The following is a 22,142-nucleotide window of genomic DNA, read 5'->3' as shown; positions in this document are numbered from 1 at the left end:
ACAAGGTCACAGTTCCCCATGTCTCCATGGGGGGATACTGGATGAGACGCACACGAGGAGGATCTGGTGCATAACTATTTCGACACATATATCGTCGTGGTCGTCCTGCTCCTCGTGGGCGTCGGGATCGTCGGCGGCGGGCTCACCGCCAACCGGATGCTTCGTCCGAATCGCCCCACCGCAGAGAAACTGACCACGTACGAGTGCGGTGTCGACCCCGTCGGCGAGGGCTGGGCGCACTCGCACGTGCGCTACTACGTCTTCGCCTACCTGTACGTCGTGTTCGCCGTGGACGCCGTATTCCTGTTCCCCTGGGCGACGATCTTCTCCGCCCCCGGCTACGGGGCGACGACGCTCGGCGAGATGTTCGTCTTCCTCGGATTCCTCGCGACCGGGCTGGCGTACGCGGGCAAGAAGGGCGTCCTGTCCTGGGTCTGACGGTCCCCGTCCGGGGGCGAGCGGCCTGATCGCGCGTCCGGACCCCTGGCCAGATCCCGCGGGACTGTAACAATGCTCCCGTGGGCACTATCGATCTACCGCCGCCGAGCATCGGGCCGCTGTCGCGGCTGGCTCCCAAGCCGATCAAGTTCGTGCTCAACTGGGGCCGCCGCTATTCACTGTGGGTCTTCAACTTCGGCCTGGCCTGCTGCGCCATCGAGTTCATCGCGACGTCGATGGCCCGGCACGACTTCATGCGGCTCGGCGTCATCCCGTTCGCGCCCGGTCCCCGGCAGGCCGACCTCATGGTCGTCTCGGGCACGGTCAGCGACAAGATGGCGCCCGCGGTGCGCCGCCTGTACGAGCAGATGCCCGAGCCGAAGTACGTCATCTCGTTCGGCGCCTGCTCCAACTGCGGCGGGCCGTACTGGGACTCCTACTGCGTGACCAAGGGCGTCGACCAGATCATCCCGGTGGACGTCTACGTCCCCGGCTGCCCGCCCCGTCCCGAGGCGCTGCTGCACGGCATCGTCCACCTGCAGGAGAAGATCGCCGCCGAGTCGCTCGGCGACCGCTACAACGGCGCGGAGCCGCTGACGCCGCCTCCGCCGCCGCGCCCCCTGGCCGCGACGGTCCTGCGCCGCCCCCTCCAGCCACCGCCCCTGCTGGACGAGAAGATCGAAGGCTGGATGGACGCCGCGGACGAGGACGGCCGGGCCGGGAAGGACGCCGCGCCCGCCGAGCCGGTCCACGGGGCGGGGCCGGAGGACGAGACCATGCCCGTCCAGCACCTCGGGGAGACGCAGGAATCCGCGGCCGCGCCGCCCGCCGTTCATCCGGCCGACGATGTGACGCTGCCGGTCCGGGCCGTCGAGGACGAGGACCTCACGCACCCCGTGCCGCTCGTCGAGGACGAGGAATCGACCCACCCCGTGCCGACCGTCGGGGACGAGGACCCCACGCGTCCCGTGCCGCTCGTCGAGGACGAGGAATCGACCCGCCCTGTACCGGCCGTCGAGGACGAGCCCGCTCCCGCGAATCCCGCACGGTCCCGCGGACGTCCGCGCGGCGAGCATGATCCGTCGATCATCCCGGGCCTGACCGACGACGGGCACGACGACGAGATCGGGCGCGACCAGTGAGCGGCGAACCGGCCGCCGGCCGGGAACTGGCGGAGGCCTGGACGGCCCGCTTCGGCGACGAGATCAGCACCGAGGAGACGTTCGGCGGCCTCGCCGTCGGGCTGCCGCCGGAACACTGGGTGGACGCCCTGACGTTCGCGCGCGACGAGCTGTCCAGCGGATACTTCGACTGGCTGACCGGGGTGGACGAACTGGACGAGGGCTTCGCCGTCGTCGTCCACGTGTACTCCCTGGAGCGCCGCCACCATCTGCTGATCCGCACCCGCGTCCCGAAGCGGGCCCCCGTCCTCGCGACCGCCACGGGCGTGTACCGGGGGGCCGAGTGGCACGAGCGGGAGACGTCGGAGATGTTCGGCATCCTCTTCGAGGGCCACCCGAACCTGGTCCCGCTGCTGCTGCCGGACGGCTTCGAGGGGCACCCGCTCCGCAAGGACTTCGTGCTCGCCTCCCGCGTCGCCAAGCCCTGGCCGGGAGCCAAGGAACCGGGCGAGTCGGGCCACGGCGCGCCCAGCCGCCGCCGCGTCCGCCCGCCCGGGGTGCCGGACGACTGGGGGCCCCATGCTTGAGATCGTCGTCAAGCTGGCGCTGGTCGCCGCCGCGTTCGCGCTGCTCCCGCTGCTGGTGGGCCAGGCCGAGCACAAGGTGATGGCGCACATGCAGGGCCGCCTCGGACCCATGTACGCGGGCGCCTTCCACGGCTGGGCGCAGCTCGTCGCGGACGGGGTGAAGTTCGCGCAGAAGGAGGACGTGATCCCGCGCGACGCCGACCGGTGGGTGTTCAAGCTCGCCCCCGGCGTGGCGCTCGTCCCGTACCTGCTGGTCCTGCTCGTGATCCCGGTCGGGCCGGACGGGCAGGTCGCGCTCGACCTCGGGCCCGGGATCTTCTTCGCGCTCGCGGTGATGGGCGTCGGCGTGATCGGCGCGATCATGGCGGGCTGGGCGAGCGCGAACAAGTACTCGCTGCTCGGCGGGATGCGGGTCGCGGCGCAGCTGATGTCCTACGAGCTGCCGATGGTGTTCGCGGCGTCGTCGGTGGCGATGGCGGCGGGAACGCTGTCGCTGACGGGCATCGCGGAGGAGTGGCGCTGGTGGTGGCTACCCTGGCAGGCGGTCGGCGGCGTGGTGTTCTTCGTCGCGGGCCTCGCCGAGCTGCGCCGGCCCCCGTTCGACATGCCGGTCGCCGACTCCGAGATCATCTTCGGCCCGTACACCGAGTACGGCGGGCTGCGGTTCGCGCTGTTCCTCCTGGCCGAGTACGCCGGGATCGTGGTGCTGTGCGCGCTGACGACCGTGCTGTTCCTCGGCGGCTGGAAGGGCCCGTTCCTCGACACGGAGCTGGGCTGGCTCTGGACGCTGCTCAAGGTGGGCGCGCTGGCGTTCTGCGTCATCTGGCTGCGGGTCAGCTACCCGCGGATGCGCGAGGACCAGTTGCAGAAGCTCGCCTGGGTCTGGCTCGTCCCGCTGTCGCTGGCGCAGCTCGCCCTGACGGGCGTCCTCAAGGTCGCCCTGTAACACGGCGGCCGGACGGCGCCGCGCCGGCGATGGGCCGCCGCGCCGGCCGCGGTGTCAGGTCAGGAAGATCGTGTATTCGGCCATCTGCGGGAGGGCGTCCGGCGGGATGTCGGCGTCCACCGCCATCTCCTCGGCGGACATGAAGCCGCCCTGCTCGTCGCGGCGGCGGACGACGCGCTCCACCATCGCGGGCGTCATGCCGGGCAGCGCGGCGAGGATCTCCGGCGGCGCGTGGTTGACGTCGACGAGGCCGCCGTCGTCGTAGGTGCGGGGCGCGTCGGGACGGCCGATCCGCAGCTCGCGGGCCAGCGCCGGGTCCTCGGCGGCGAGCGCGCGGGCCTCCTCGCGCAGCGTCCGCCGGTACTTGGCGACCTCGATGGCGTACTGGTTGCGGCGGTTGCGCGGAACCTCGCGGGGGAAGACGGACGACCGGATGGCGAACGCGTGCCCGGTCCCCGCGATCCACAGCAGGATCGCCACGAACGTGCCGAGGACGGCGAGGAACGGGTTGCCGACCTGAAGCATGGTCACGACGGCGGCCGTCCCGAAGCCGTACCCGGCGGCGGTGGCGCCGAGGCCCCACGAGCCGCGCCGGACCGCCGCGTAGAAGAACGAGAACGGCGTCCCGTAGCCGAGGGTGACGAACGGCACGAACGCCCACAGGACGCCGCGCGCGGTCTCCGGCACCGGGACGGGCGGCGGCGGGGGCGGGGGAACCGGCGGACCGGGGTACGGGGGACGCCAGCCGGGCGGCCCGTACGTCCGCGGCGAAGGCGAATGGGGGCCGGGCGCGTGGACGCCGGGCGGGTAGGCGCCGGGCCCGTTCCCGCTGGACGTGCCGTCACCCGCCGGGTGGCCGGGATGCGGGCCGGGGCGGCGGCCGGGCTCGGGACCGTAAGGGCGATCGGCGTGATGACTCACATGCCCTCCCTGCCGGCGAACGTGCCGTCGACCTCGCGGTCCACACCCTGTAGGACGTCCGCGGAGCCCGCTGCGTTCCCCCGGCGGCGTTCGTGCGCAATCATGGGGCGCGTGGGACGGCTACCAGGAGGCGGGCTGGCCAAGGGGCTGGCGGTCACGTTGCGAACGATGACGCGGCGTTCCATAACGCGTCAATACCCCGAAGTGCAACCTGACCTGCCCCCGCGCAGCCGGGGAGTCATCGCGCTCTTCGAGGAGAACTGCACCGTCTGCATGCTGTGCGCACGCGAGTGCCCCGACTGGTGCATCTACATCGACTCGCACAAGGAGACCCTGCCCGCCGAGGGCGGCGGACGCGCCCGGACCCGCAACGTCCTCGACCGGTTCGCCATCGACTTCGCGCTGTGCATGTACTGCGGCATCTGCATCGAGGTCTGCCCGTTCGACGCGCTGTTCTGGACGCCCGAGTTCGAGTACGCCGAGTACGACATCGCGGAGCTGACGCACGAGAAGGAGCGGCTGCGGGAGTGGATGTGGACCGTCCCGCCTCCGCAGGCCCACGACCCGTCCGCGGAGCCGCCGAAGGAAGTGGGCGCGGCGGAGAAGGCGGCGGAGCGCGCGGCGCGCACCCCGCGTACGCCCCGCACACCGCCGGAGGCGGGCGCATGAGCGGCCAGGAGGTCGTGTTCACGCTGCTCGGCGTCGTCGCCGTCGGCTCCGCGATCCTGGTGGTGACGACGCGGCGGCTCGTCCACGCGGCGCTGTGGCTGGTGGTGTCGTTCGGCGCGCTCGCCGGCGGCTACCTGGTCCTGACCGCGGAGTTCGTCGCCTGGGTCCAGGTGCTGATCTACGTCGGCGCGATCGTCGTGCTGCTGCTGTTCGGGATCATGCTGACCCGGGCGCCGATCGGGGAGTCCGCCGACCTGGACTCCGGCAACCGGTGGGCCGCGGCGGCCGTCGCCGTCGCCACCGCGGCCGTCCTCGTGACGGTGATGGTCATGGGGTTCCGGGACGTGCGCATGCCGCTGCGCGACGGCGGCGGATCGGCGGAGGCGCTCGGCGCCAGCATCTTCCAGACGTGGGTGCTTCCGTTCGAGATCCTGTCGGTCCTGCTGCTGGCGGCCCTGGTCGGCGCGATCGTCCTGTCGCGTTCGGACATCCGCCCACGTCCTGAGCCCGGTGCGCGGGGGGAAGACGTGGACCCCCCGGCCGACGCGAAGGAGGACGGGATCTGATGCATCTCGCCTACCCGACGATCGTCGCCGCGCTGCTGTTCTCCGTCGGCGTGTACGGGGTGCTGGCGCGCCGCAACGCGATCCTCGTGCTGATGTCGGTCGAGCTGATGCTGAACGCGGTGAACCTGAACCTCGTCACGTTCGACGTCTGGTACCAGGACCGCCTGCACGGCGGGCAGGTCCTCACGCTGTTCACCATCGTGATCGCGGCGGCGGAGATCGGGCTGGGCCTGGCGATCGTCCTGCTGGTGTTCCGGAACCGGCAGAACGTCGACGTCGACCGGCTCCGCGCCCTGTCGGAACGCGAGACGCCTCCGCCCGAACATGGCGCTCAGCCCGGCACGACCCAACCGGCTGAAACGGCCGCGCGGGCCGAGGCGGTCGAGGAGGCCGCCCCGTGATCTGGCTCGCCTCGCTGGTGGCGCTGCTGCCGTTCCTCGCCGCGTTCGCCGGGATGCTGTTCGGCCCGTCCCTGACGCGCCTCCTCGGCGGCGGCCCCGGCTCTCGGCCGGCGCCGCTCCGCAACGGGCCCGCGCTCATCGCGTGCGCGCCGATCGCGGTGTCGCTCGTCCTCGCGGCGGTCGTCGCGTTCGCCGTCTGGCGGTCACCGGGGGAGCGGATCGGCGTTCTCACGCTGATCGACACCGGGTCGGTGCCGATCCGGGTCGGGCTGCAGGTGGACGGGCTGTCGGCCGTCGTCGCGCTCATGGTCTGCTGCGTGGCGTTCGCCGTCCAGGTGTACTCGGTCGCCTACATGGACGGGGATCGGCGCTACTCGTCCTACGCCGCGTTCATCTCCCTCTTCACGGCCGCGATGCTGCTGGTCGTCTACGCCGGCGACCTCCTCGTCCTGTACGCGGGCTGGGAGGTCATGGGGATCTGCTCGTACTTCCTCATCGGCCATCACTGGGAGGAGCGGGCGAACTCGCGGGCGGCGGTCAAGGCGTTCCTGGTGACGCGCCTCGGCGACGTCGGCTTCCTGATCGGCGTGATCGTGCTCGGCGCCGGCGCGGGCACGTTCGAGATCCGGGAGATCGCGCGGACCGCCGCGGACCTGCCGGGTGCGACGGTGACGGCGGCGGCGCTGCTGCTGCTCGCCGGGGTCGCGGGCAAGAGCGCCCAGTTCCCGCTGCACACCTGGCTTCCGGACGCGATGGCGGGCCCGACGCCGATCAGCGCCCTCATCCACGCGGCCACGATGGTCGCGGCGGGCGTCTACGTCGTCGCCCGGCTGTTCCCGGTGTTCGGGGCGGCCCCCGCCGCGCTGGCCGTCCTCGGAATCGCCGCGGTGATCTCCATGGTCGGCTCGGCGTGCGCGGCCCTCGCGCAGGACGACCTGAAACGCGTCCTGGCGTACTCGACGATCAGCCAGCTCGCCGTGATGGCCGCCGGGCTCGCCGTCGGCGCCGACACCGCCGCGATCTTCCACCTGCTGACGCACGGCGCGTTCAAGGCGCTGCTGTTCCTCGCCGCCGGATGCGTCATCGTCGTCGCCGGGTCCAACATGCTCGCCCACTACGGCGGGCTCCGGCACGGCATGCCGATCACGTTCTGGTCGATGACGGTCGGCCTGGCCGCGCTCGCGGGCGTCCCGCCGCTCAGCGGCTGGTTCAGCAAGGACTCCGTCATCGAGGCCGCCCAGCACGCCGCCCTCCACGGCGGCGAACCCTTGCCGGACGGCCGTCCCAGGTACGCGCTCGTTGTGACATCCCTGGACGGCAGCCCCCTGCCCGGCTCCACCATGCCCGAGCTGGCCGCCGTGTACTCCCTGCCCGCCTGGGTCGCCTGGCTGATCTACCTGGGGCTGCTGCTGACCGTCGCGTTGACGGCCGCGTACGCGATGCGCACGTGGCTGATGACGTTCTTCGGTGAGCCGCGCGGCTCGTACGAGATCCGCGAGCCGTCGAAGGTCATGTCGTGGACGGTCGCGGCCCTGGCCGTCCCCGCCGCGATCCTCGGCTTCTTCGGGCTCGGCGCGGAGGAGTTGCGGCCGCATCCGGGCGCGGCACTGCTCAGCCTGCTGCTGCTCGCGGTGGGGGCGGGCGGTGCGTACCTCTTGTGGAACCGTGACCCCGCCTTGGACCCTGCGCGCGCGCTTGGCCCGGTCCGTCCGCTCTTCGCGCGGGCCTTCTTCGTGGACGAGTTGTACGCGCTGATGGTCGTCCGGCCCATTCAGGCCCTGGCACGTCACGTCGTGGCCGTCGACCGGAGCCGTGTGGACGCCGCCGTCACCGGGGCCGGACGCGGCGCGGTCCGCCTCGGCGAACGGCTCCGCGCCCCGCAGAACGGCAACGCGCAGTCCTACCTGACCGGCCTGCTCGCCGGCGTCGTCGTCATCGTGGCCGGGGTGGTGATCTTCCTGTGATCTTCGTGCTGATGATGGCGATCCCGGCGCTCGGGGCGCTGGCGATGCTCGTCCCGGCGAACCGGTTCCTGCGCACCGACTTCGCCGTCCGCGCCTTCGGGACCGCCGTGTCCGGCGCGACCCTGCTCGTCGCCATCTCCGCGATGACGGCGTTCGACTTCGGCGCCACATCCCGAATGCAGCTCGAACTCAACCGGGAATGGGCGTCCGCGATCGGGCTGCGGTTCCACCTCGGCGTCGACGGGATCTCGCTGCCGCTCGTCGTGCTGACCGCGCTGCTGACGTTCCTGTGCTTCCTCTACACGCTGCGGCACCCGCCGGAAGGCGGCCGGATCCGGCTGCTCACCGCGCTCCTGCTCGTCCTCGAGATCGGCATGCTCGGCACGTTCACCGCGCTCGACCTCGTGCTGTTCTTCGTGTTCTTCGAGACCGTCCTGATCCCCATGTACGTGGTGATCATGCTGTGGGGCGGGACGGGACGCCGCGCCGCCGCCTACAAGTTCATCCTCTACACGCTGCTCGGCTCCGGGCTCCTCCTCGCCGGGATGCTGCTCGTCGGCGCCACCGCCGGCACCCTCGACATGACCGAGCTGGCCGCCCGGCACGGGTCCGGCCTGACGCGCGGCATCCAGATCACCGCGTTCGCCCTGATGGGCATCGGTTTCGCGGTGAAGGCGCCGATGTGGCCGCTGCACACCTGGCTGCCCGACGCGCACACCGAGGCCCCGACCGTCGGGTCCGTCCTGCTCGCCGGGGTGCTGCTGAAGATGGGCACCTACGGCCTCATCCGCGTGGCGCTGCCGCTCGCACCGGACGGCGCGAGGTTCTGGGCGCCGTGGCTCGGCCTCCTCGCCGTCATCGGGATCATCTACGGCGCGCTCGCCTGCCTCGCCCAGCGCGACCTCAAACGGATGATCGCGTTCTCGTCCGTCGGGCACATGGGGTTCGTGCTGCTCGGCATCGCGACCCTCACCCCCGTCGGCGTCAACGCGGCGCTGTTCGGCAACATCGCGCACGGCCTGATCACCAGCCTGCTGTTCTTCCTCGCCGGGGCGGTCAAGGAACGCTGGGGCACCACCGACATGACCGCCCTCGGCGGCGGGATGCTCGGCACGTCCCCCCGCCTCGCGTCGATCCTGACGTTCGCGTCCGTCGCCTCGCTCGGGCTGCCGGGGCTCGCCGGGTTCTGGGGCGAGATGCTCGCGCTCCTCGGCGCGTACCGCCCGCACGCCGACCTGCCGCGCGAGACGTTCGTCACCTTCATGGCCGTCGCGGCGCTCGGCGCGGCGCTCACCGCCGCCTACTTCCTGCGCATGCTCTCGAAGATCACCCACGGGTCGGCCGACGGCGCCGCCGTGGCGCGCCGCCCCGCGGCGGCGGTCTCCCCGCAGGAGTACGCCGCCTGGGCGCCGCTGATCGCGCTCACGCTCCTGGTCGGCCTGTGGCCGAAGACCCTGCTGGACGTGACCACCGGACCCGTCCGCGCGCTGTTCGGAGGCGGCTGATGATCCAGAGCATCGACTACGCGGCGGTCGCGCCGCCGCTGATCCTCGCCATCGCCGCGATCGGGCTGCTGCTCGCCGACGCCTTCGACGCGCCGCGCCGCCTCCTCGGCCTGCTCAGCGGCGGCTCCCTCGCCGCCGCGCTCATCGCCGTCGTCGCGCTCGCCGCCGGCGGCGAGCGCCGCGCCACCTTCTGCCTCCCGGACCGGCTGCGCGGCGACGGCCCCGCCTCCTGCTCCTACGTCGCCGACGACTTCACGCTCCTGTTCCAGGGGATCGTCCTCGGCGCGGCCGTGGTCGTCGTCCTGCTCTCCCTCCAGGAGATCACCGACTCCAAGATGCCCGTCGGCGAGTACCACTTCCTGCTCCTCGCCGCCGTCATCGGAGCGCTGACCCTCGTCGCCGCCCGCGACCTCGTCCTCCTCGTCGTCGCGCTGGAGACCCTCTCCCTGCCGGTGTTCGCGCTGACCGCCCTGCGCCGCTACGACGGGACGGCGTCCGAGGCCGCGCTGAAACTGTTCCTCGTCTCCGTCGTCTCCACCGCGCTCATGCTGTTCGGGGTCAGCCTCCTGTACGGCGCGACCGGCGCCATGCACCTCGACCGCATCGCCCCCGCCCTCGCGAACCTCCCGGCCGACCTCGACCCGGTCGCCGTCGCCGGGTCCGTCCTCGTCCTCGCCGGGTTCGCGTTCAAGGTCGCCGCCGTCCCGTTCCACTTCTGGGCGCCGGACGTCTACCAGGGCTCACCCCTGCCCGTCGCGGCGTTCCTGTCCGTCGTCTCCAAAGCCGCCGGGTTCGCCGGGCTCGTGATCGTCCTCGCCGTCGGGCTTCCCGCGTACGGGCACGTGTGGGGCCCGGTCATCGCCGTCCTCGCCGCGATCACGATGACGCTCGGCAACCTCCTCGCGCTCCGGCAGCGGACCGCGATCCGGCTGCTGGCCTGGTCGTCGGTCGCGCAGTCCGGGTACATGCTCGCGCCCCTCGCGGTCGGCGCGAACCGGCTCCCCGAAGCCGTCGCCGCCACCACCGCCTACGTCGCCCTCTACGCCGTGATGAACCTCGGCGCGTTCGCCGTCGTGATCGGCTTCCGACGCCGCGCCCCCGCCGGGCTCAGCCCGGCCTGGGACACCCTCGACGACTACCGCGGCCTCGCCCGCCGCAGCCCCGCCGTCGCCACCGCCCTCGCCTTCTTCCTCATCTGCCTCGCCGGCCTGCCCCCGGGCGTCATGGGCCTGTTCGCCAAGGTCGTCGTGTTCCGCGCCACCGTCGCGGGCGGCGTCACCTGGCTCGCCGTCGTGATGGCGATCAACACGGTGATCGGCCTGTACTACTACCTCGTGTGGGCCGCCCGCCTGTTCCAGCCCGCGCCGGGGCCGTCCTACGACGCCGCGCCCGGGCTTCCCGTGCGCGCCGCCATCACCGCCACCGCCGCCGGCGCCCTGGTGCTGTCGGCCGCCCCCCAGATCGTCCTGCAGACGGTGTCACAGGCCACCTGAGCGGGAACGTTCACCCAGGTCAAACCGTTGATGTTCATGCCGGAGTCGACGGGGAGGCAACGGAAGTGCAGTTCAACGGCGTCAAGACCGCAGCGCTGATCGCGACGCTGTCGGCATTGATGCTCGCCGCCGGCCATCTGCTCGGCGGCGGCACCGGGCTGGTCATCGCGCTGGTCATCGCGCTCGGCACCAACGGAGTCGCCTACGCGTTCAGCGACCGGATCGCGCTGCGCTCCATGCGCGCCCACCCGGTCAGCGAGGTCGAGGCACCGAGGATGTACCGGATCGTCCGCGAACTCGCGACCTCGGCGCACCAGCCCATGCCGCGCCTGTACGTCTCCGAGACGCGCCAGCCCAACGCGTTCGCCACCGGACGCAACCCGCGCAACGCCGCCGTCTGCTGCACCCGCGGCATCCTGCAGATGCTGGACGAACGGGAACTTCGCGCCGTCCTCGGCCACGAACTGTCCCACGTCTACAACCGCGACATCCTCATCTCGTCCGTCGCCGCCGCCATCGCCACCGTCATCACCTACCTGTCCTACCTGGCGATCTTCATTCCGGGCCGCTCCGAGGACGACGACGGCCCCGGCCTCCTCGGCGCCCTCATGCTCCTCGTCCTCGGCCCCGTCGCCGCCGCCGTCGTGCAGATGGCGATCAGCCGCACCCGCGAGTACTCCGCCGACGCCGCCGGCGCCCTCCTCACGGGCGACCCGCTCGCCCTCGCCTCCGCCCTCCGCAAGATCGACGCCGGCACCCGCGCGATGCCGCTGCCCCAGGACCCCGAACTCGCCACCACCAGCTCCCTGATGATCGCGAACCCGTTCTCCGGCGCCGGGATCGGCAAGCTGTTCTCCACCCACCCCCCGATCGCCGACCGGATCGCCCGCCTGGAACGCATGGCCGGCCGCCGCTAACCGACCGCCCCGGTGATCGCGACCGAGCGCTGACACAGGCCGTCGCCCACAACTCGGACGAAATCGACCGAACCAATCCGGACACCGCCGCGTCATAACACAGGACGCGCCGGCCCCTTCTGCGGGGGATGGGGCCGGCGCGCTCCCAACGGCCCCAGACCTGGCGAACGCCCCCCGCCTCCCGCAGGAGGACGAGGGGCGTTCTGTGCCGGCAGGGCTTCCCCACCCGCCGACGACGGCCAGGCTACGGGATGCCCCGGACCATTCCGGCGACCGCTAGCCGGCGTCCGGCTGGGCGCTGACCCGGTCGATCTCCCCGTTGATCCGCGCGATGAGCGCCTCCGAGTCCACGGTCTGCCCCCGGTCGGCGGCCAGTGCGGCGAGCGCACGCGACAACTCGCCGATCGCGGCGCCCTGCGCCTTCAGACGGGCCATCACCGCGTCGTGGTGCGCGTCGGAGTACTCCAGGAAATCCTCGGCCGCGACCATCCGGGGATTTCCGTTGCCGTCCGTCCGGAACTGATTGCTGATCTTGTGCTTCCACACCGCCGTGGCAATCTCTTCCGCACTGGGCATGTCGTCCTCCGATCCGGATGCGGGCATCCCCGCCCGCACCCACGCGTACAGTTCGTCACCCGGGCACGAGGTCGCGTACACGTCCCTGTGCCCGAGCTTCTTCAAGGACCGGCCCCTCCGCCGGACGGCCTCGTCGTACACCCACCGGATCGACCGCTTCGCCGCGGCCGTCGCATCGCCGTCCCGGCCGATCATGCACACGCCGATCCCGGACGTGTTGTGGTCGGGTGCGTGCGCACCGATGACCAGCCATCCGCGACCCTCGTAGATCCGGCCCTTGACGTCGACCAGGAAGTTGTAGCCGATGTCGGCCCATCCGCGGCCGTCCATGTGGAAGTCCTGGATGGACCGCACCGACTGGCTGGTAGGCCCCTCGGAGTAGTGCACAACGAACTCGGTGCGCTGCGACCAGCTCACGGTCTGCCGGTTGCGAGGCGACCGGGCGCCCCACTCCGACCGGCTGATGATGTCCACGCCTACCTCCTAGGCTCCGAGGCCGGTGATGATAGTCGCGCATCCGCCTCTCAGGACCCCGAACGACCCAGTCGGCATGACACACCGCCACCGGCCGGTCGCACAACGGCACAAATCAACATCGGCCGGAGCTGGAGAAGAAGCCCCGCACCCTATGCCGCGGGGCGCGGCCACCAGCGAACAGGCCGCGCCCCGCACACCTCACCGGTAGTTGACGAACTGCAGCGCCACATCAAGGTCCTTGCCCTTGAGCAGCGCGATCACGTCCTGCAGGTCGTCCTTCTTCTTCGAACTGACCCGCAACTCGTCTCCCTGGATCTGGGCCTTGATCCCCTTCGGCCCCTCATCCCGGATGATCTTCCCGATCTTCTTCGCGTCGTCCTGCGCGATGCCCTCCTTCAGGCCAACGCCCAGCTTGTGCACCTTCCCCGACAGCTTCGGCTCGCCCGGGTCGATCGCCTTCAGCGAGATCCCCCGCTTCACGAGCTTGTCCTTCAGCACATCAAGGACCGCGTTCGCCCGTTCCTCCGTGTTCGCCTGGATCTCGATCGACTCACCCGACCACTTGATCCCCGCGTCCACGTTCCGGAAGTCGAACCGGTTGGCCACCTCCTTGGCGGCCTGGTTCAGCGCGTTGTCGACCTCCTGCCGGTCGAGCTTGCTCACGATGTCGAACGAGGAATCAGCCATGCCACACACATCCCCTCAGCAGCAGCTTCTTGATCAGAGAGCGTAGCGACTCCCCCAGATCAGGCCCGTCCACCTCGATGTCACACCCACTCCCACGGTCCGCTATTCTTTCCAGTGCCGTCGCGCAAGCGACGCCACGGCGGGTTGCCCGAGTGGCCAATGGGAGCGGACTGTAAATCCGTCGGCTTAGCCTACCCAGGTTCGAATCCTGGACCCGCCACCCCAGCTGAAACAGCCTCTGACCAGTGCAAACGGTCGGAGGCTGTTCGCTTTCCAAGATCCCCGCATGAAGCCAAGCCGCCACCGAACGCACCCGGATGTCACCGGTTCCGGAACATACGCGGGATGCGCCTGGCCGCCCGGAGCGTGCGGCGTGGGCGCCGGTCACCGGATGGCCGCGCATAGCGAAGCGCTCTCCCGGTTCGCCAGCTGCGGGCGGTCACGGGTTACGCGTCGCCGCTACGCCGTCCAGGTGAGCACGAAATCACCGTCATCAAAGCCGACCGCAACACCTTCCAGGAGGCCGGGCCAAGACTGCTCAGGAGCCAGAGAGCGCACCATGTCCGCCGCATGAGCCAGCATCGCTTCTGCACCGTTCCCCGCAGGGTCGTTCAAGCCGGCCAGGAACAGATAGCGCTCCTCCGGCCACCAGGCAGGCTCAGCGGCCCAGTCGCATGAGTCATCCTCCCGATCGAACTCCCGGCACCCACCCACGTACAGATGCCACCTGGCGCCCTCGGCTTCCGCCAACTCCACGAGGCCGAACCACAATGCCCGGACGGTGGTCGCCTGCCGAGCGTGATCAACCATCGAGCGCCACCAGGCACCCAAGACCTCTGCGTCGCTCATCCCTGCTCCGTCTACCGACTCGATCGGCCGCATCTGCCTCCGGCGGGTGCACTCGGTTCTGGGAAGCATGGACGTGTTCGTGACAGTAGTTGGTGGTCGGGGAAGCTCGGGTGGGACGTCCGGGCATGTGGCGATCGACTCACCGTTTGGGTAGAGGATCGTGAACTCTGCATTACGCGTGTTCGCGGATGGACGCGGCGGACCTGGTGGCGATGCAGAACGGATGCCCGGCCGGATCGAACAGCACCCGATACCTCCTGCCGCCCGGTTGGAAGTCGGCTAACACTGCGCCGATGCCGAGTAGGTGCTTCTCGGCCTGATCGAGATCATCGACCACGAAATCCAAATGCAGCCGACGCGCGGCACCTGGTTCAGGCCACCGCGTCGGTGCAGGATTCGCAACGCGCTGGAAATCGAGGCGAACACTGCCGTCGACGACGAGCGCTGTGAAGTCCTCATTGGGAGAGAAGGACAATTCGCCGCCCAAGAACGCTCTATAGAACCGCGCAAGCCCCGCCGGGTCCGGACAGTCAATCGTTACAGCGAACAGGGGCAGCGTAGTGACCATGCGGGCTCCTCGGCGGTGAAGCTGACATGCGCCACAGTAAGCGGCAGGCACCGGGCACTGCATCGCGAGAACCGTTCGAATACGCCTCCTGCGAAGCTTCTGACTCTGGGAAGCTCAGGCCGAGCCTGCGACGGTCGTTGGGGCCTGGGAGGTGCCTGAGCCTCCCGTCACCCTTGGCCCTGGCCCAGCAGCGCGGATGCGCGGGACGATGGCAGAAGGGAGAAGCTCAGGCGGGGGTGAGTGGTGCGGAGTGTCCGCCAATCAGGCACAAGCCATCAAAGACTATTAAGCGGATACTGCTGTGTGACCGATCATCGGCCGAACGGGGCCGCTTGGATCATCGGACCGTTTCGCCGGTTTGAGGATCGTAGGTCACCAAGCTGTGTTCGCGAGCCAAGGCCACGATGTCGTGTGGCGCACTCGGTTTGGTGCCGAAGGACAAGGTCAGTGTCACGAAGTAGGGCGCGATATCTTCGCGGCCCCACGGCTGTCGCCAGTCCAGGTCGGGTGCCCAAGGAGAGATCCGATCCGCGAGGTCTGGCCAGCGGCGTAGCAGCTCTGACCTGAAACGTTCGACATCCGGACTCGGGTCCACTCCATCGACATCCTCGTCAGCCAGCCGATCGCAGATCTCGTCGGGTTCGCCAGCTGCGGATTTCCAGAAGTACAGATCGAAGGACACGGGCGTAGTGTCTCAGAAGGTGCGGTCAGGGATTGACGCTGGACAGTGGGATTAGCAGCGAAGCAAGATCCGGAAGTACGCGGAATCTGTCGGGACAGCCCACGCACGGGGAACCAGCGGAGTGCAGGCCAGGAGAGGCGAGCATCCTAGACCCATGACGCAATAGGTCCGTCGGCTTAGCCTTCTCAGGTCCCGGACCCGTTACACGCGCTGAAACAGCCTCTGACCAGGCGCGATCCGGTCAGGGGCTGTTTTCGGTCCTTCTGACTGCGGGTGGCGCTTTACGGTCGTCGTGTGGTGGATATGTGCTGACGGGCTGAGGGTGGCGTTAGCGTTTTGGGATGAAGTCATCGCGTATCCAGTCGTTCATTGCCGGAGCCCTGGTTGCCAACGTCGCGCCGCATCTGGCCACCGCGGTCACCGGGCGACGGCATCTGACGCCGCTGGCAGGGCGGGATTCCGGGCCGGCTGTCAACGCCGTATGGGCGGGGCTGAACCTTGCGGCGGGTGTGGCGTTGTTGCGCCGGGCGCGGCGGGCCGGGGACGCGCCCGCAGACCCTCGCTGGAACGCCGATCTCGTTGCGTTCGAGACAGGTGCGCTCGCCCTCGCCGCGTGGATGGCGGGCACGGAACGCTTCTTCCCTGTCAACAGCACCCGGGATTGAGCGTCCAACTCGTGTCCGGTTCAGGGTGAACTCGTAGTCGGGTGAACCGGCTACTGTCTATATGCGGCTCCGGAGCGGCGCTAGGAGGCGGCTTCCAGTGGTTGGTTGCTGCCTCGCCAGGTGGCTGCCAGTTCCTGCATTGGTACGTTGAGCGCCTCGGCGAGGCGGACGATCGTGCCGAAGCCGGGGGAGGGCAGGCGGCCGGTCTCGATCTTGCGCAGGGTTTCCGGTGAGATGCCGGCCGCGTGGGCGACTTCGGCGAGGTCGCGTTCTGCCCGCGCGTGGCGCAGCAGGGCGCCGAGACGCCTGCCGGCTTCGATCTGTTCGGGCGTGAGCGGTTGGCGGACCATGTCCCTAGGATAGGAATGGTATTTCTATACCGTCTAGTGTGTCGGTATAGAAATACCACCCAGTACGTGAGGTACTCGTGATCGAACTGAAGACGCCCGCGGAGATCGAGCGGATGCATGTGACCGGGCGTTTCGTCGCCGAGGTGCTCACGGAGGTCGGCCGGCTCGCCGCAGTGGGGGTCAACCTGCTGGACCTGGAACACCACGTGCGCGCCATGATCAAGGATCGTGGGGCGGAGTCGTGCTACTGGGACTACGCGCCGTCCTTCGGCAGGGGGCCGTTCCGCAACGTCATCTGCCTGTCGGTCAACGACGCCGTCCTGCACGGCCTGCCCCACGACTACGTGCTGCGGGACGGTGACGTTCTGAGTGCGGACCTCGCGGTCGGCGTCGACGGCTGGGTGGCGGACTCGGCGCGCACGGTCGTCGTCGGGACGGCCGCCGAGGAGGACCTGCGGATCATTCGCGCCACCGAGGAGGCGCTGGAGGCGGCGATCGAGATGGCGCGCCCGGGCAACCGTTTGGGCGACATCTCGGCGGCGATCTGGGCGGTGGCCCGTGACTACGGCTATCCGGTCAACGACGAGTTCGGCGGCCACGGCCTCGGTCGCAGCATGCACGAGGCGCCCCACGTGTCGAACAAGGGCAGGCCGGGGCGGGGCCTCACGCTCCGCCCCGGCCTGACCCTCGCGCTCGAACCCTGGCTGGCCCAGACGACCGACCGGATCGTCTACGACCCCGACGGCTGGACCATCCGGTCGGCCGACGGCTCGCGTACGGCCCACTCCGAGCACACGGTGGCCATCACCGAGGACGGCCCCTTGGTGCTCACCCGGCGTGAATCGGACCGCGCTGTAATGAGAGCGGATCCGCCGGCTCGGCTGTCCGCAAAGGACGCCTGATGCTCCAGTGGCGTTGTCGGCTCGCGTGGGCGGACCGTTGCGCCCGGATTCCTATCGGGCGCCGCAATACGGCGACGACATCCTGCTGCTGGGGTACTAGGCACTTTGGCGTCGGCCGGCTAGCGCTCCCACGAATTTGAAGAGCATGAGGACCGGAAGGATGAATGCGTAGAGGAACATGGCGTACTCGCCACCCTCGAAGATGAATCCCAGATAGACGGCGTAGCCGAGGAAGCCCACGCCGAACACGGCGTTGAGGAGTCGCGGGCCGACGCTCTGACCGCCTCCGATGGCCGCGATGACCAGCATGACGATGCCGGACAGCAGCAACAACACGACGTACCACGAGAAAGTGGCGTCGGCACTGAAGTCGATATTCATGATGTCCTTCGACATGTTTGTGACAAAGCCGGACGATCATAGCGGGCGCGGGGTAGTGAAACTGTGGGTGGCCTAGATAGGCCAACCGTCGGCCGTCGCTTCGGTCGGGCCCGTGTGTTTTGGTCCTCTTGCCGCGGGGGTAATCGGGTTCTTTTGCCGGTCAAGTGAGACCTTTGTGCAGCAGCGGTGGCATAGGGGCTTTCAGGTCCTGCCATGTGGGTCTGGCGAAGGCGGGGCGAGGACGGCCGGCCGACGGGGGTCGGTTGGGCTTGAGGTTGACGTGGCGTCAAGGTTTGTAATGGGGGCATGAGGATCGGCGAGCTTGCCGCGCTGGTCGGGGTGTCGACCCGGACCGTGCGGCACTACCACCATCTGGGGTTGTTGCCTGAGCCGTTGCGGCTCTCGAACGGGTACCGGGAGTACCGGCTGAAGGACGCCGTGGTCCTGGCGCGGGTGCGGAGACTCGTGGAGCTGGGGCTGTCGCTGGACGAGGTCCGGGACGTCCTCGCGGACGAGCGGGGCCGGGAGCTGCGGGACGTGCTCGTCGAGCTGGACGCCGATCTGGCCAGGCAGCAGGAGGCGATCGGGGCGCGGAGGGCGCGGCTGGCGGTGCTGCTGGAGGAGGCGGAGCTGCGGCCCGATTCGGCGGTTTCGCCGGAGATGGCGGAGGCTCTGCGGGGGCTGCCGCCGGGGTCGCGGTTCGCCGAGCTCGACCGGGAGATGCTGGCGCTGGTCGACACGGCCGCCGGGCCGGATGAGCGGGACGAGTTCTTGGCGATGCTGCGTCCGCTCATGAAGACGGCGCGGGACACCGGGATCTATGCGCGGCTCGATGAGCTCGCGGAGGCGCGGCCGGACGATCCGCGGGTGGCCGGGCTCGCGGCGGATCTCGCCGGGCAGTTGACCGGGGAGATGGCGGCGCTCATGGTCGCGCACGGTTCGGAGGGCGGGTGGCTGGACGAGATGTCCGCCGCCCAGAGGGAGGTCTTCCGGGTCCTTGTGGCGATGTTGAAGGAGCGGTCGTGCTGACGGTCGCGCGGGCCGCGTTCCGGAGTGTCGGCCGGCTGGTGCCTGGGCCGGTGCGCAGGGTCGTGGGGTTCGACCTGAAGGGGCTGGTCAGCCTGGCCTTGTTCGTGGTGCGTCGCCGGCATGGGGTGCCGCCGGGCGCGGTCCCTGTGAGTTATGCGGGTGGGCAGCTGACCGTGCAGTTGGCGTTTCTGTTCGTGATGGCCTTGGAGGCCGTCGGGGCCGAGTTGCTGTTGCGGGGACTCGACGCGCCTTCAGGTCTGCACGCGGTGATCCTGATGGTCGATCTGTACTCGGTCCTGATCGTCCTGGCGGTCATCGCGGCGTGTGTCACCCGGCCGCACGTTGTGTCGGACGATGAGCTGCGGATTCGGTACGGGGCCTTCTTCGACCTGCGAGTTCCGCGTGAACGGATCGCGTCGGTGCGGCTTGCTCGCAACTTCAACGAGAGCGGAATGGTCCGGGTCGAGGACGAGCGCCTGGCGGTGGCCGTGTCGTCCCAGACGAACGTTGTCGTTGAGCTGGACGAGCCGATCACCGCCGTGCGGCCCTTGGGCCGGCGGGCCGAGGTGCGGACGATCCGTTTCTTCGCCGACGACCCGAAGGCCGTCCTGGGCTCCGGCTTCGGGGCGGTGCACGGGACGGCCCCCGAGCGGCTTTGACGCTGCCAGGGGCCGTCCGGTGGGGGTTGTCAGCCCTTGCGGGCGGGGAGGATGCGCTTCACGGCCAGGCCCGCGGAGACCACGGTGAACAGGGCCAGGCCGATCCAGAGGGCCTGCACACCGAGCCAAGGCGAGGCCGCGGCGGCGCCGCCGAAACCCGCGGCGACTCCGCCGATGGGAGGGGTGTTGTACATGACTCACCATTTCCTTTCTTTGCGCCAGGCCGCCTGCCAGAAGGCGCGGGCCTGGACCAGCTGGAGGAAGACGTCGAAGATCATTTCGACGACGATCGTGGCGGCGAGCGCCATCTGGACCGTGCCGCGGCGGCGGACGGTCACGACGCGCTCCACCATGAAGATCACCGTGATGGCGGCCCAGATCGGGCTGATCTGGATGCCGCCGAGCCAGATGGCCGAGTAGGCGATCGATGACAGGTAGGCGGTGATCACGAGGATGCCGATCAGGGAGAGCAGCTGCCGCCCCCAGTAGGGGCGGGTGATCGGCGTCCAGCCGTAGTCGAGGAGGTTCTCCAGGGCGCCGCGCTTCCAGCGCAGCCGCTGCTGGGACAGTTCCCTCCAGGTGGGCATCACCTCGGTGGTGAGCGTGCACTCGGGTGGGCACAGGATGCGGAAACCGAGATGGAGGATGGCCAGGGTCAGCTCGTTGTCCTCGGTGAGCACCCGGACGTCGTAGACGTGCGGAAGGCCGGGCAGGCGCTCCTTCCGGCGGGCGGCGACCACTTCCTGCAGGGTGGTGGCGCGGAAGATGGTGGCGGTACCGGTCAGGACGAGGGCCTTGCCCTGGAGCCTCCGCACGTCCCGGGCGTACCTGGCGTACTCGTTGCGCTGGAACATGCCGACGGCCCCGCCGCCGGGCTTGCCGGTGAAGGTGCCGCCGACGGCGGCGTAGCGGCCGCCGGCCAGGTAGTCGATGCCGTGGCGGATGAAGCCCGGGTCGAGCGCCGAGTCGGCGTCCATCACCATGACCGCGTCGTCCGGGCCGAAGATCGGCAGGAGGCGGTCGAGGACCTGGTTCAGCGCGCCGGCCTTCTTGTGCCGGTTGCCGCGGGTGCCGACGATCTCGACGCCGCACAGATGCGCGAACGCGGCGGTCGCGTCGGTGCAGTTGTCGGCGATCACCACGATGTGGTCCGGGGGCCGCTCCTGGCGGCGCAGCGAGGCGATCGTCTCGGTGATCTGCTTGGCCTCGTTGTGCGCCGGGATCAGGACCGTCACACGCATCGCGTCCGCGCGGGCCGGCGGCAGGTCGCGCTTGCCGTCCCGCCCCTTGCCGGCGGGTGCCGGGGCCGGAGGGGGGAGTTCGCGCCGGGGCGGGCGCGCGGGCGGTGCGGCCGGACGGTGCCGCCCCTGCGGGGGCGCGGGCGGTGCGGCCGGGCGGCGCCGCACCGGCGGGGGCGCGATCAGGGGCGCGAGCCGGTCGGGGATGGTCGCCGTCGGCGCCGGGGCGGCGGCAGGGGAGCCCCAGGCCGCCGGGGACGCCAGATGCCCGGACGGGGGCGCGGTCAAAGGCCGCGCGACATGGGACGGGGCGGCGGGTCCGGCGTGCCGGGCGAGCCGGTGACGTCCTGGGCGGGCGCGCCCGGCGGGGACGGGCGGACGGGTCACCTCACCCGCGAACGGGTCGTGGTGCGGGTGCATGTCAGGCCGCTCCTTCGCCACCGGGACGCACCAGGTGGCCGAAGGCGATGACGTTGTCGGTGTAGTGGCCGCTGCCGCGGTCGAAGCGTCCACCGCAGGTGATCAGGCGGATCGCCGGGTAGCCGGGGTCGGTGTAGACGCGCCGGGTGGGGAACCGGTCCTTGTCGAAGCGTTCGACCGAGTCGATCCGGAACACGGCGGTGCGGCCGTCGGCGCGGAGCACGCGGGCCAGGTCGCCGGGGCGCAGTTCGCCCAGCCGGGAGAAGACCGCCGGTCCGCTCGCGGTGTCGACATGCCCGATGATCACTGACGCGCCGCGGCTGCCGGGTGGGGGACCCAGCCGGTACCACCCTGCCTCCTGGGCGCGGCTCAGCGGCGGCGTTTCGACGGTCTGGTCCGCGTTCTTGGCCAGCGGCATCAGCGGCGTCCGGACGCCGATCCGTGCCACGTCCAGCCGCAGCGGCGCCGAGCGCGGTAGAGCGGGTGCGGTGGAGGGTTCGGGCGCCTCGGCCGCGCTGGTCGCGTCCGGCGCCGGCGGTGTCGGCGGAGCGGCGTCGGCCGGGTGCCCCTGAACCGCCTGGAACGCGAAGAATGCCGCCGCGACCAGGCCGGACAGCCCGACGGCGGCGGCCGCCAGGGCGCGTGGGCGCTGACCATGACCCTTCACGGGGCGCACTCCTTCGCGGCCGGACCGATGGGTGTTCCGCGGCAAGCGGCGGTGACGATCGAACGTTAGCCGCACAGGGTGAACATCTGGGGATTGGAGTGGTTAAAGCCGCAGGTGGGAGGCATGTCCGTGATGTGGCGACATGATCTCCGACTGGTTCTCCCGGAGGGAAGGCCCGCCGTATCGGCGGGTGGACCAAGCCCTCCGGCGTCTCGCCGCGATCATGGCTCTGACCTGCAAAAACCATGGATCTGGCGGTGTGCGGCCCCGATGGCGGTGGTCCGGTGCCGCGAGACGCCTCCGGAGGGCCAATGCGGAGGTGGATACAAAGATCGCTGACCGGAAGCGGCCTCTTGGGTGAACCGAAAATGATCGGTGACGCACCCGCGCCAGGCGATCGGCCGCCCCTTGAGCAGTGCACCTCCGGGCCGGAACACACGCACATCGGTCGGCGGAACCTTCGG

At 70.2% G+C, this 22,142-nt stretch carries 25 protein-coding genes, 1 tRNA gene and 1 pseudogene; 16 read left to right on the top strand and 11 right to left on the bottom strand.

Annotated elements, in window-relative coordinates; all coding sequences use genetic code 11:
- Positions 1-66: 66 nt before the first annotated feature.
- The 4 genes and pseudogenes from AB0C35_RS01000 to AB0C35_RS00985 all read left to right on the top strand — a co-directional run bounded on the left by AB0C35_RS01000 (position 67) and on the right by AB0C35_RS00985 (position 3,092).
- Positions 67-438, top strand: coding sequence for an NADH-quinone oxidoreductase subunit A (locus AB0C35_RS01000; RefSeq protein WP_358449066.1), 372 nt, complete (start codon positions 67-69; stop codon positions 436-438).
- Positions 439-557: 119 nt separating this feature from the next.
- Positions 558-1,001: pseudogene (locus tag AB0C35_RS00995) on the top strand (NADH-quinone oxidoreductase subunit B family protein); the annotation flags it as partial.
- A gap of 575 nt (positions 1,002-1,576) precedes the next feature.
- Positions 1,577-2,146: an NADH-quinone oxidoreductase subunit C gene (locus AB0C35_RS00990; RefSeq protein WP_358449064.1), complete on the top strand. Its 570-nt coding sequence runs from the start codon at positions 1,577-1,579 to the stop codon at positions 2,144-2,146.
- Positions 2,139-3,092 (top strand): complex I subunit 1 family protein, encoded by a 954-nt coding sequence (locus tag AB0C35_RS00985; protein ID WP_358449062.1) that lies wholly within the window; start codon positions 2,139-2,141, stop codon positions 3,090-3,092. Before AB0C35_RS00990 ends, AB0C35_RS00985 begins: the two co-directional genes overlap by 8 nt.
- Before the next feature lie 54 nt (positions 3,093-3,146).
- Here the strand turns inward: AB0C35_RS00985 and AB0C35_RS00980 are convergent, their stop codons facing one another.
- On the bottom strand, positions 3,147-4,013 hold the full coding sequence (locus AB0C35_RS00980; RefSeq protein ID WP_358449060.1) for a helix-hairpin-helix domain-containing protein: 867 nt from the start codon (positions 4,011-4,013) through the stop codon (positions 3,147-3,149).
- Between the two features lie 204 nt (positions 4,014-4,217).
- On the opposite strand from AB0C35_RS00980, the gene AB0C35_RS00975 reads away from it, so the two are divergent.
- From AB0C35_RS00975 to htpX, 7 genes are all read left to right on the top strand, one after another.
- A complete protein-coding gene (locus AB0C35_RS00975) occupies positions 4,218-4,682 on the top strand; it encodes a 4Fe-4S binding protein (RefSeq protein ID WP_358449058.1) in 465 nt (154 codons plus the stop codon).
- Positions 4,679-5,248: an NADH-quinone oxidoreductase subunit J gene (locus AB0C35_RS00970; protein ID WP_358449056.1), complete on the top strand. Its 570-nt coding sequence runs from the start codon at positions 4,679-4,681 to the stop codon at positions 5,246-5,248. Before AB0C35_RS00975 ends, AB0C35_RS00970 begins: the two co-directional genes overlap by 4 nt.
- Entirely contained in the window at positions 5,248-5,649 is a 402-nt protein-coding gene (gene nuoK, locus AB0C35_RS00965) for an NADH-quinone oxidoreductase subunit NuoK (protein ID WP_358449054.1), read from the top strand. Before AB0C35_RS00970 ends, nuoK begins: the two co-directional genes overlap by 1 nt.
- Positions 5,646-7,613 (top strand): NADH-quinone oxidoreductase subunit L, encoded by a 1,968-nt coding sequence (locus AB0C35_RS00960; RefSeq protein WP_358449052.1) that lies wholly within the window; start codon positions 5,646-5,648, stop codon positions 7,611-7,613. The genes nuoK and AB0C35_RS00960 overlap by 4 nt, the downstream gene beginning before the upstream one ends.
- On the top strand, positions 7,610-9,118 hold the full coding sequence (locus tag AB0C35_RS00955) for an NADH-quinone oxidoreductase subunit M (protein ID WP_358449050.1): 1,509 nt from the start codon (positions 7,610-7,612) through the stop codon (positions 9,116-9,118). The genes AB0C35_RS00960 and AB0C35_RS00955 overlap by 4 nt, the downstream gene beginning before the upstream one ends.
- Positions 9,118-10,611, top strand: a complete 1,494-nt coding sequence (locus tag AB0C35_RS00950) for an NADH-quinone oxidoreductase subunit N (protein WP_358449048.1) — start codon at positions 9,118-9,120, stop codon at positions 10,609-10,611. Before AB0C35_RS00955 ends, AB0C35_RS00950 begins: the two co-directional genes overlap by 1 nt.
- Positions 10,612-10,676: 65 nt before the next feature.
- Entirely contained in the window at positions 10,677-11,528 is an 852-nt protein-coding gene (gene htpX, locus AB0C35_RS00945) for a zinc metalloprotease HtpX (RefSeq protein WP_358449046.1), read from the top strand.
- Positions 11,529-11,804: 276 nt separating this feature from the next.
- On the opposite strand, the gene AB0C35_RS00940 is transcribed toward htpX, so the two are convergent.
- Complete coding sequence (locus tag AB0C35_RS00940) at positions 11,805-12,578, bottom strand: N-acetylmuramoyl-L-alanine amidase (RefSeq protein ID WP_358449044.1); 774 nt, start codon at positions 12,576-12,578, stop codon at positions 11,805-11,807.
- A 201-nt stretch (positions 12,579-12,779) separates the two neighbouring features.
- Complete coding sequence (locus AB0C35_RS00935) at positions 12,780-13,268, bottom strand: YajQ family cyclic di-GMP-binding protein (protein WP_358449042.1); 489 nt, start codon at positions 13,266-13,268, stop codon at positions 12,780-12,782.
- A 138-nt stretch (positions 13,269-13,406) separates the two neighbouring features.
- Between AB0C35_RS00935 and AB0C35_RS00930 the strand changes: the two genes are divergently transcribed.
- Positions 13,407-13,488: transfer RNA gene (locus tag AB0C35_RS00930), tRNA-Tyr, on the top strand.
- Between the two features lie 239 nt (positions 13,489-13,727).
- On the opposite strand, the gene AB0C35_RS00925 is transcribed toward AB0C35_RS00930, so the two are convergent.
- The 3 genes from AB0C35_RS00925 to AB0C35_RS00915 all read right to left on the bottom strand — a co-directional run bounded on the left by AB0C35_RS00925 (position 13,728) and on the right by AB0C35_RS00915 (position 15,367).
- Complete coding sequence (locus AB0C35_RS00925) at positions 13,728-14,117, bottom strand: hypothetical protein (protein WP_358449040.1); 390 nt, start codon at positions 14,115-14,117, stop codon at positions 13,728-13,730.
- Between the two features lie 172 nt (positions 14,118-14,289).
- Positions 14,290-14,685 carry a VOC family protein gene (locus tag AB0C35_RS00920; RefSeq protein ID WP_358449038.1) on the bottom strand — a complete coding sequence of 132 codons (396 nt, stop codon included), beginning with the start codon at positions 14,683-14,685 and terminating at the stop codon, positions 14,290-14,292.
- 337 nt (positions 14,686-15,022) lie between these two features.
- The gene (locus tag AB0C35_RS00915) at positions 15,023-15,367 is read right to left on the bottom strand and encodes a hypothetical protein (protein WP_358449036.1); all 345 of its coding nucleotides are present in this window, start codon (positions 15,365-15,367) and stop codon (positions 15,023-15,025) included.
- A 341-nt stretch (positions 15,368-15,708) separates the two neighbouring features.
- Here AB0C35_RS00915 and AB0C35_RS00910 point away from each other — a divergent pair, with 341 nt between their 5' ends.
- Positions 15,709-16,032 (top strand): hypothetical protein, encoded by a 324-nt coding sequence (locus AB0C35_RS00910; protein ID WP_358449034.1) that lies wholly within the window; start codon positions 15,709-15,711, stop codon positions 16,030-16,032.
- An 80-nt stretch (positions 16,033-16,112) separates the two neighbouring features.
- Here AB0C35_RS00910 and AB0C35_RS00905 read toward each other — a convergent pair whose 3' ends face one another.
- Positions 16,113-16,382 carry a helix-turn-helix transcriptional regulator gene (locus AB0C35_RS00905; RefSeq protein WP_358449032.1) on the bottom strand — a complete coding sequence of 90 codons (270 nt, stop codon included), beginning with the start codon at positions 16,380-16,382 and terminating at the stop codon, positions 16,113-16,115.
- Between the two features lie 77 nt (positions 16,383-16,459).
- Between AB0C35_RS00905 and map the strand changes: the two genes are divergently transcribed.
- Positions 16,460-17,284 (top strand): type I methionyl aminopeptidase, encoded by an 825-nt coding sequence (gene map, locus AB0C35_RS00900; RefSeq protein WP_358449030.1) that lies wholly within the window; start codon positions 16,460-16,462, stop codon positions 17,282-17,284.
- 96 nt (positions 17,285-17,380) lie between these two features.
- On the opposite strand, the gene AB0C35_RS00895 is transcribed toward map, so the two are convergent.
- A complete protein-coding gene (locus AB0C35_RS00895) occupies positions 17,381-17,665 on the bottom strand; it encodes a hypothetical protein (RefSeq protein WP_358449028.1) in 285 nt (94 codons plus the stop codon).
- Positions 17,666-17,971: 306 nt separating this feature from the next.
- Here AB0C35_RS00895 and AB0C35_RS00890 point away from each other — a divergent pair, with 306 nt between their 5' ends.
- The gene (locus tag AB0C35_RS00890) at positions 17,972-18,694 is read left to right on the top strand and encodes a MerR family transcriptional regulator (RefSeq protein ID WP_358449026.1); all 723 of its coding nucleotides are present in this window, start codon (positions 17,972-17,974) and stop codon (positions 18,692-18,694) included.
- On the top strand, positions 18,688-19,353 hold the full coding sequence (locus AB0C35_RS00885) for a hypothetical protein (protein ID WP_358449024.1): 666 nt from the start codon (positions 18,688-18,690) through the stop codon (positions 19,351-19,353). The genes AB0C35_RS00890 and AB0C35_RS00885 overlap by 7 nt, the downstream gene beginning before the upstream one ends.
- A gap of 29 nt (positions 19,354-19,382) precedes the next feature.
- Here AB0C35_RS00885 and AB0C35_RS00880 read toward each other — a convergent pair whose 3' ends face one another.
- The 3 genes from AB0C35_RS00880 to AB0C35_RS00870 are packed head-to-tail and all read right to left on the bottom strand — an operon-like array spanning position 19,383 to position 21,678.
- Entirely contained in the window at positions 19,383-19,547 is a 165-nt protein-coding gene (locus AB0C35_RS00880; RefSeq protein WP_358449022.1) for a hypothetical protein, read from the bottom strand.
- Positions 19,548-19,550: 3 nt separating this feature from the next.
- Positions 19,551-21,011, bottom strand: a complete 1,461-nt coding sequence (locus AB0C35_RS00875; protein WP_358449020.1) for a glycosyltransferase family 2 protein — start codon at positions 21,009-21,011, stop codon at positions 19,551-19,553.
- 1 nt (position 21,012) lies between these two features.
- Positions 21,013-21,678 (bottom strand): class F sortase, encoded by a 666-nt coding sequence (locus AB0C35_RS00870; RefSeq protein WP_358449018.1) that lies wholly within the window; start codon positions 21,676-21,678, stop codon positions 21,013-21,015.
- Between the last annotated feature and the right edge of the window lie 464 nt (positions 21,679-22,142).

The sequence above is a fragment of the Spirillospora sp. NPDC048819 genome, from assembly GCF_040650055.1.
Lineage (GTDB): Bacteria > Actinomycetota > Actinomycetes > Streptosporangiales > Streptosporangiaceae > Spirillospora.
Note: the sequence above shows the minus strand (reverse complement) of the source record. Positions and strands in the feature narration are given on the sequence as shown.

Bases quoted from the DNA above. Each gene is read 5' to 3' on its own strand.
- AB0C35_RS00890 (WP_358449026.1), top strand. From the start codon at position 17,972: ATGAGGATCGGCGAGCTTGCCGCGCTGGTCGGGGTGTCGACCCGGACC.
- AB0C35_RS00970 (WP_358449056.1), top strand. From the start codon at position 4,679: ATGAGCGGCCAGGAGGTCGTGTTCACGCTGCTCGGCGTCGTCGCCGTC.
- AB0C35_RS00935 (WP_358449042.1), bottom strand. From the start codon at position 13,268: ATGGCTGATTCCTCGTTCGACATCGTGAGCAAGCTCGACCGGCAGGAG.
- AB0C35_RS00880 (WP_358449022.1), bottom strand. From the start codon at position 19,547: ATGTACAACACCCCTCCCATCGGCGGAGTCGCCGCGGGTTTCGGCGGC.
- AB0C35_RS00985 (WP_358449062.1), top strand. From the start codon at position 2,139: ATGCTTGAGATCGTCGTCAAGCTGGCGCTGGTCGCCGCCGCGTTCGCG.
- AB0C35_RS00910 (WP_358449034.1), top strand. From the start codon at position 15,709: ATGAAGTCATCGCGTATCCAGTCGTTCATTGCCGGAGCCCTGGTTGCC.
- AB0C35_RS00950 (WP_358449048.1), top strand. From the start codon at position 9,118: ATGATCCAGAGCATCGACTACGCGGCGGTCGCGCCGCCGCTGATCCTC.
- AB0C35_RS00905 (WP_358449032.1), bottom strand. From the start codon at position 16,382: ATGGTCCGCCAACCGCTCACGCCCGAACAGATCGAAGCCGGCAGGCGT.
- AB0C35_RS00875 (WP_358449020.1), bottom strand. From the start codon at position 21,011: ATGCACCCGCACCACGACCCGTTCGCGGGTGAGGTGACCCGTCCGCCC.
- AB0C35_RS00895 (WP_358449028.1), bottom strand. From the start codon at position 17,665: ATGAATATCGACTTCAGTGCCGACGCCACTTTCTCGTGGTACGTCGTG.
- AB0C35_RS00925 (WP_358449040.1), bottom strand. From the start codon at position 14,117: ATGAGCGACGCAGAGGTCTTGGGTGCCTGGTGGCGCTCGATGGTTGAT.
- AB0C35_RS00920 (WP_358449038.1), bottom strand. From the start codon at position 14,685: ATGGTCACTACGCTGCCCCTGTTCGCTGTAACGATTGACTGTCCGGAC.
- nuoK (WP_358449054.1), top strand. From the start codon at position 5,248: ATGCATCTCGCCTACCCGACGATCGTCGCCGCGCTGCTGTTCTCCGTC.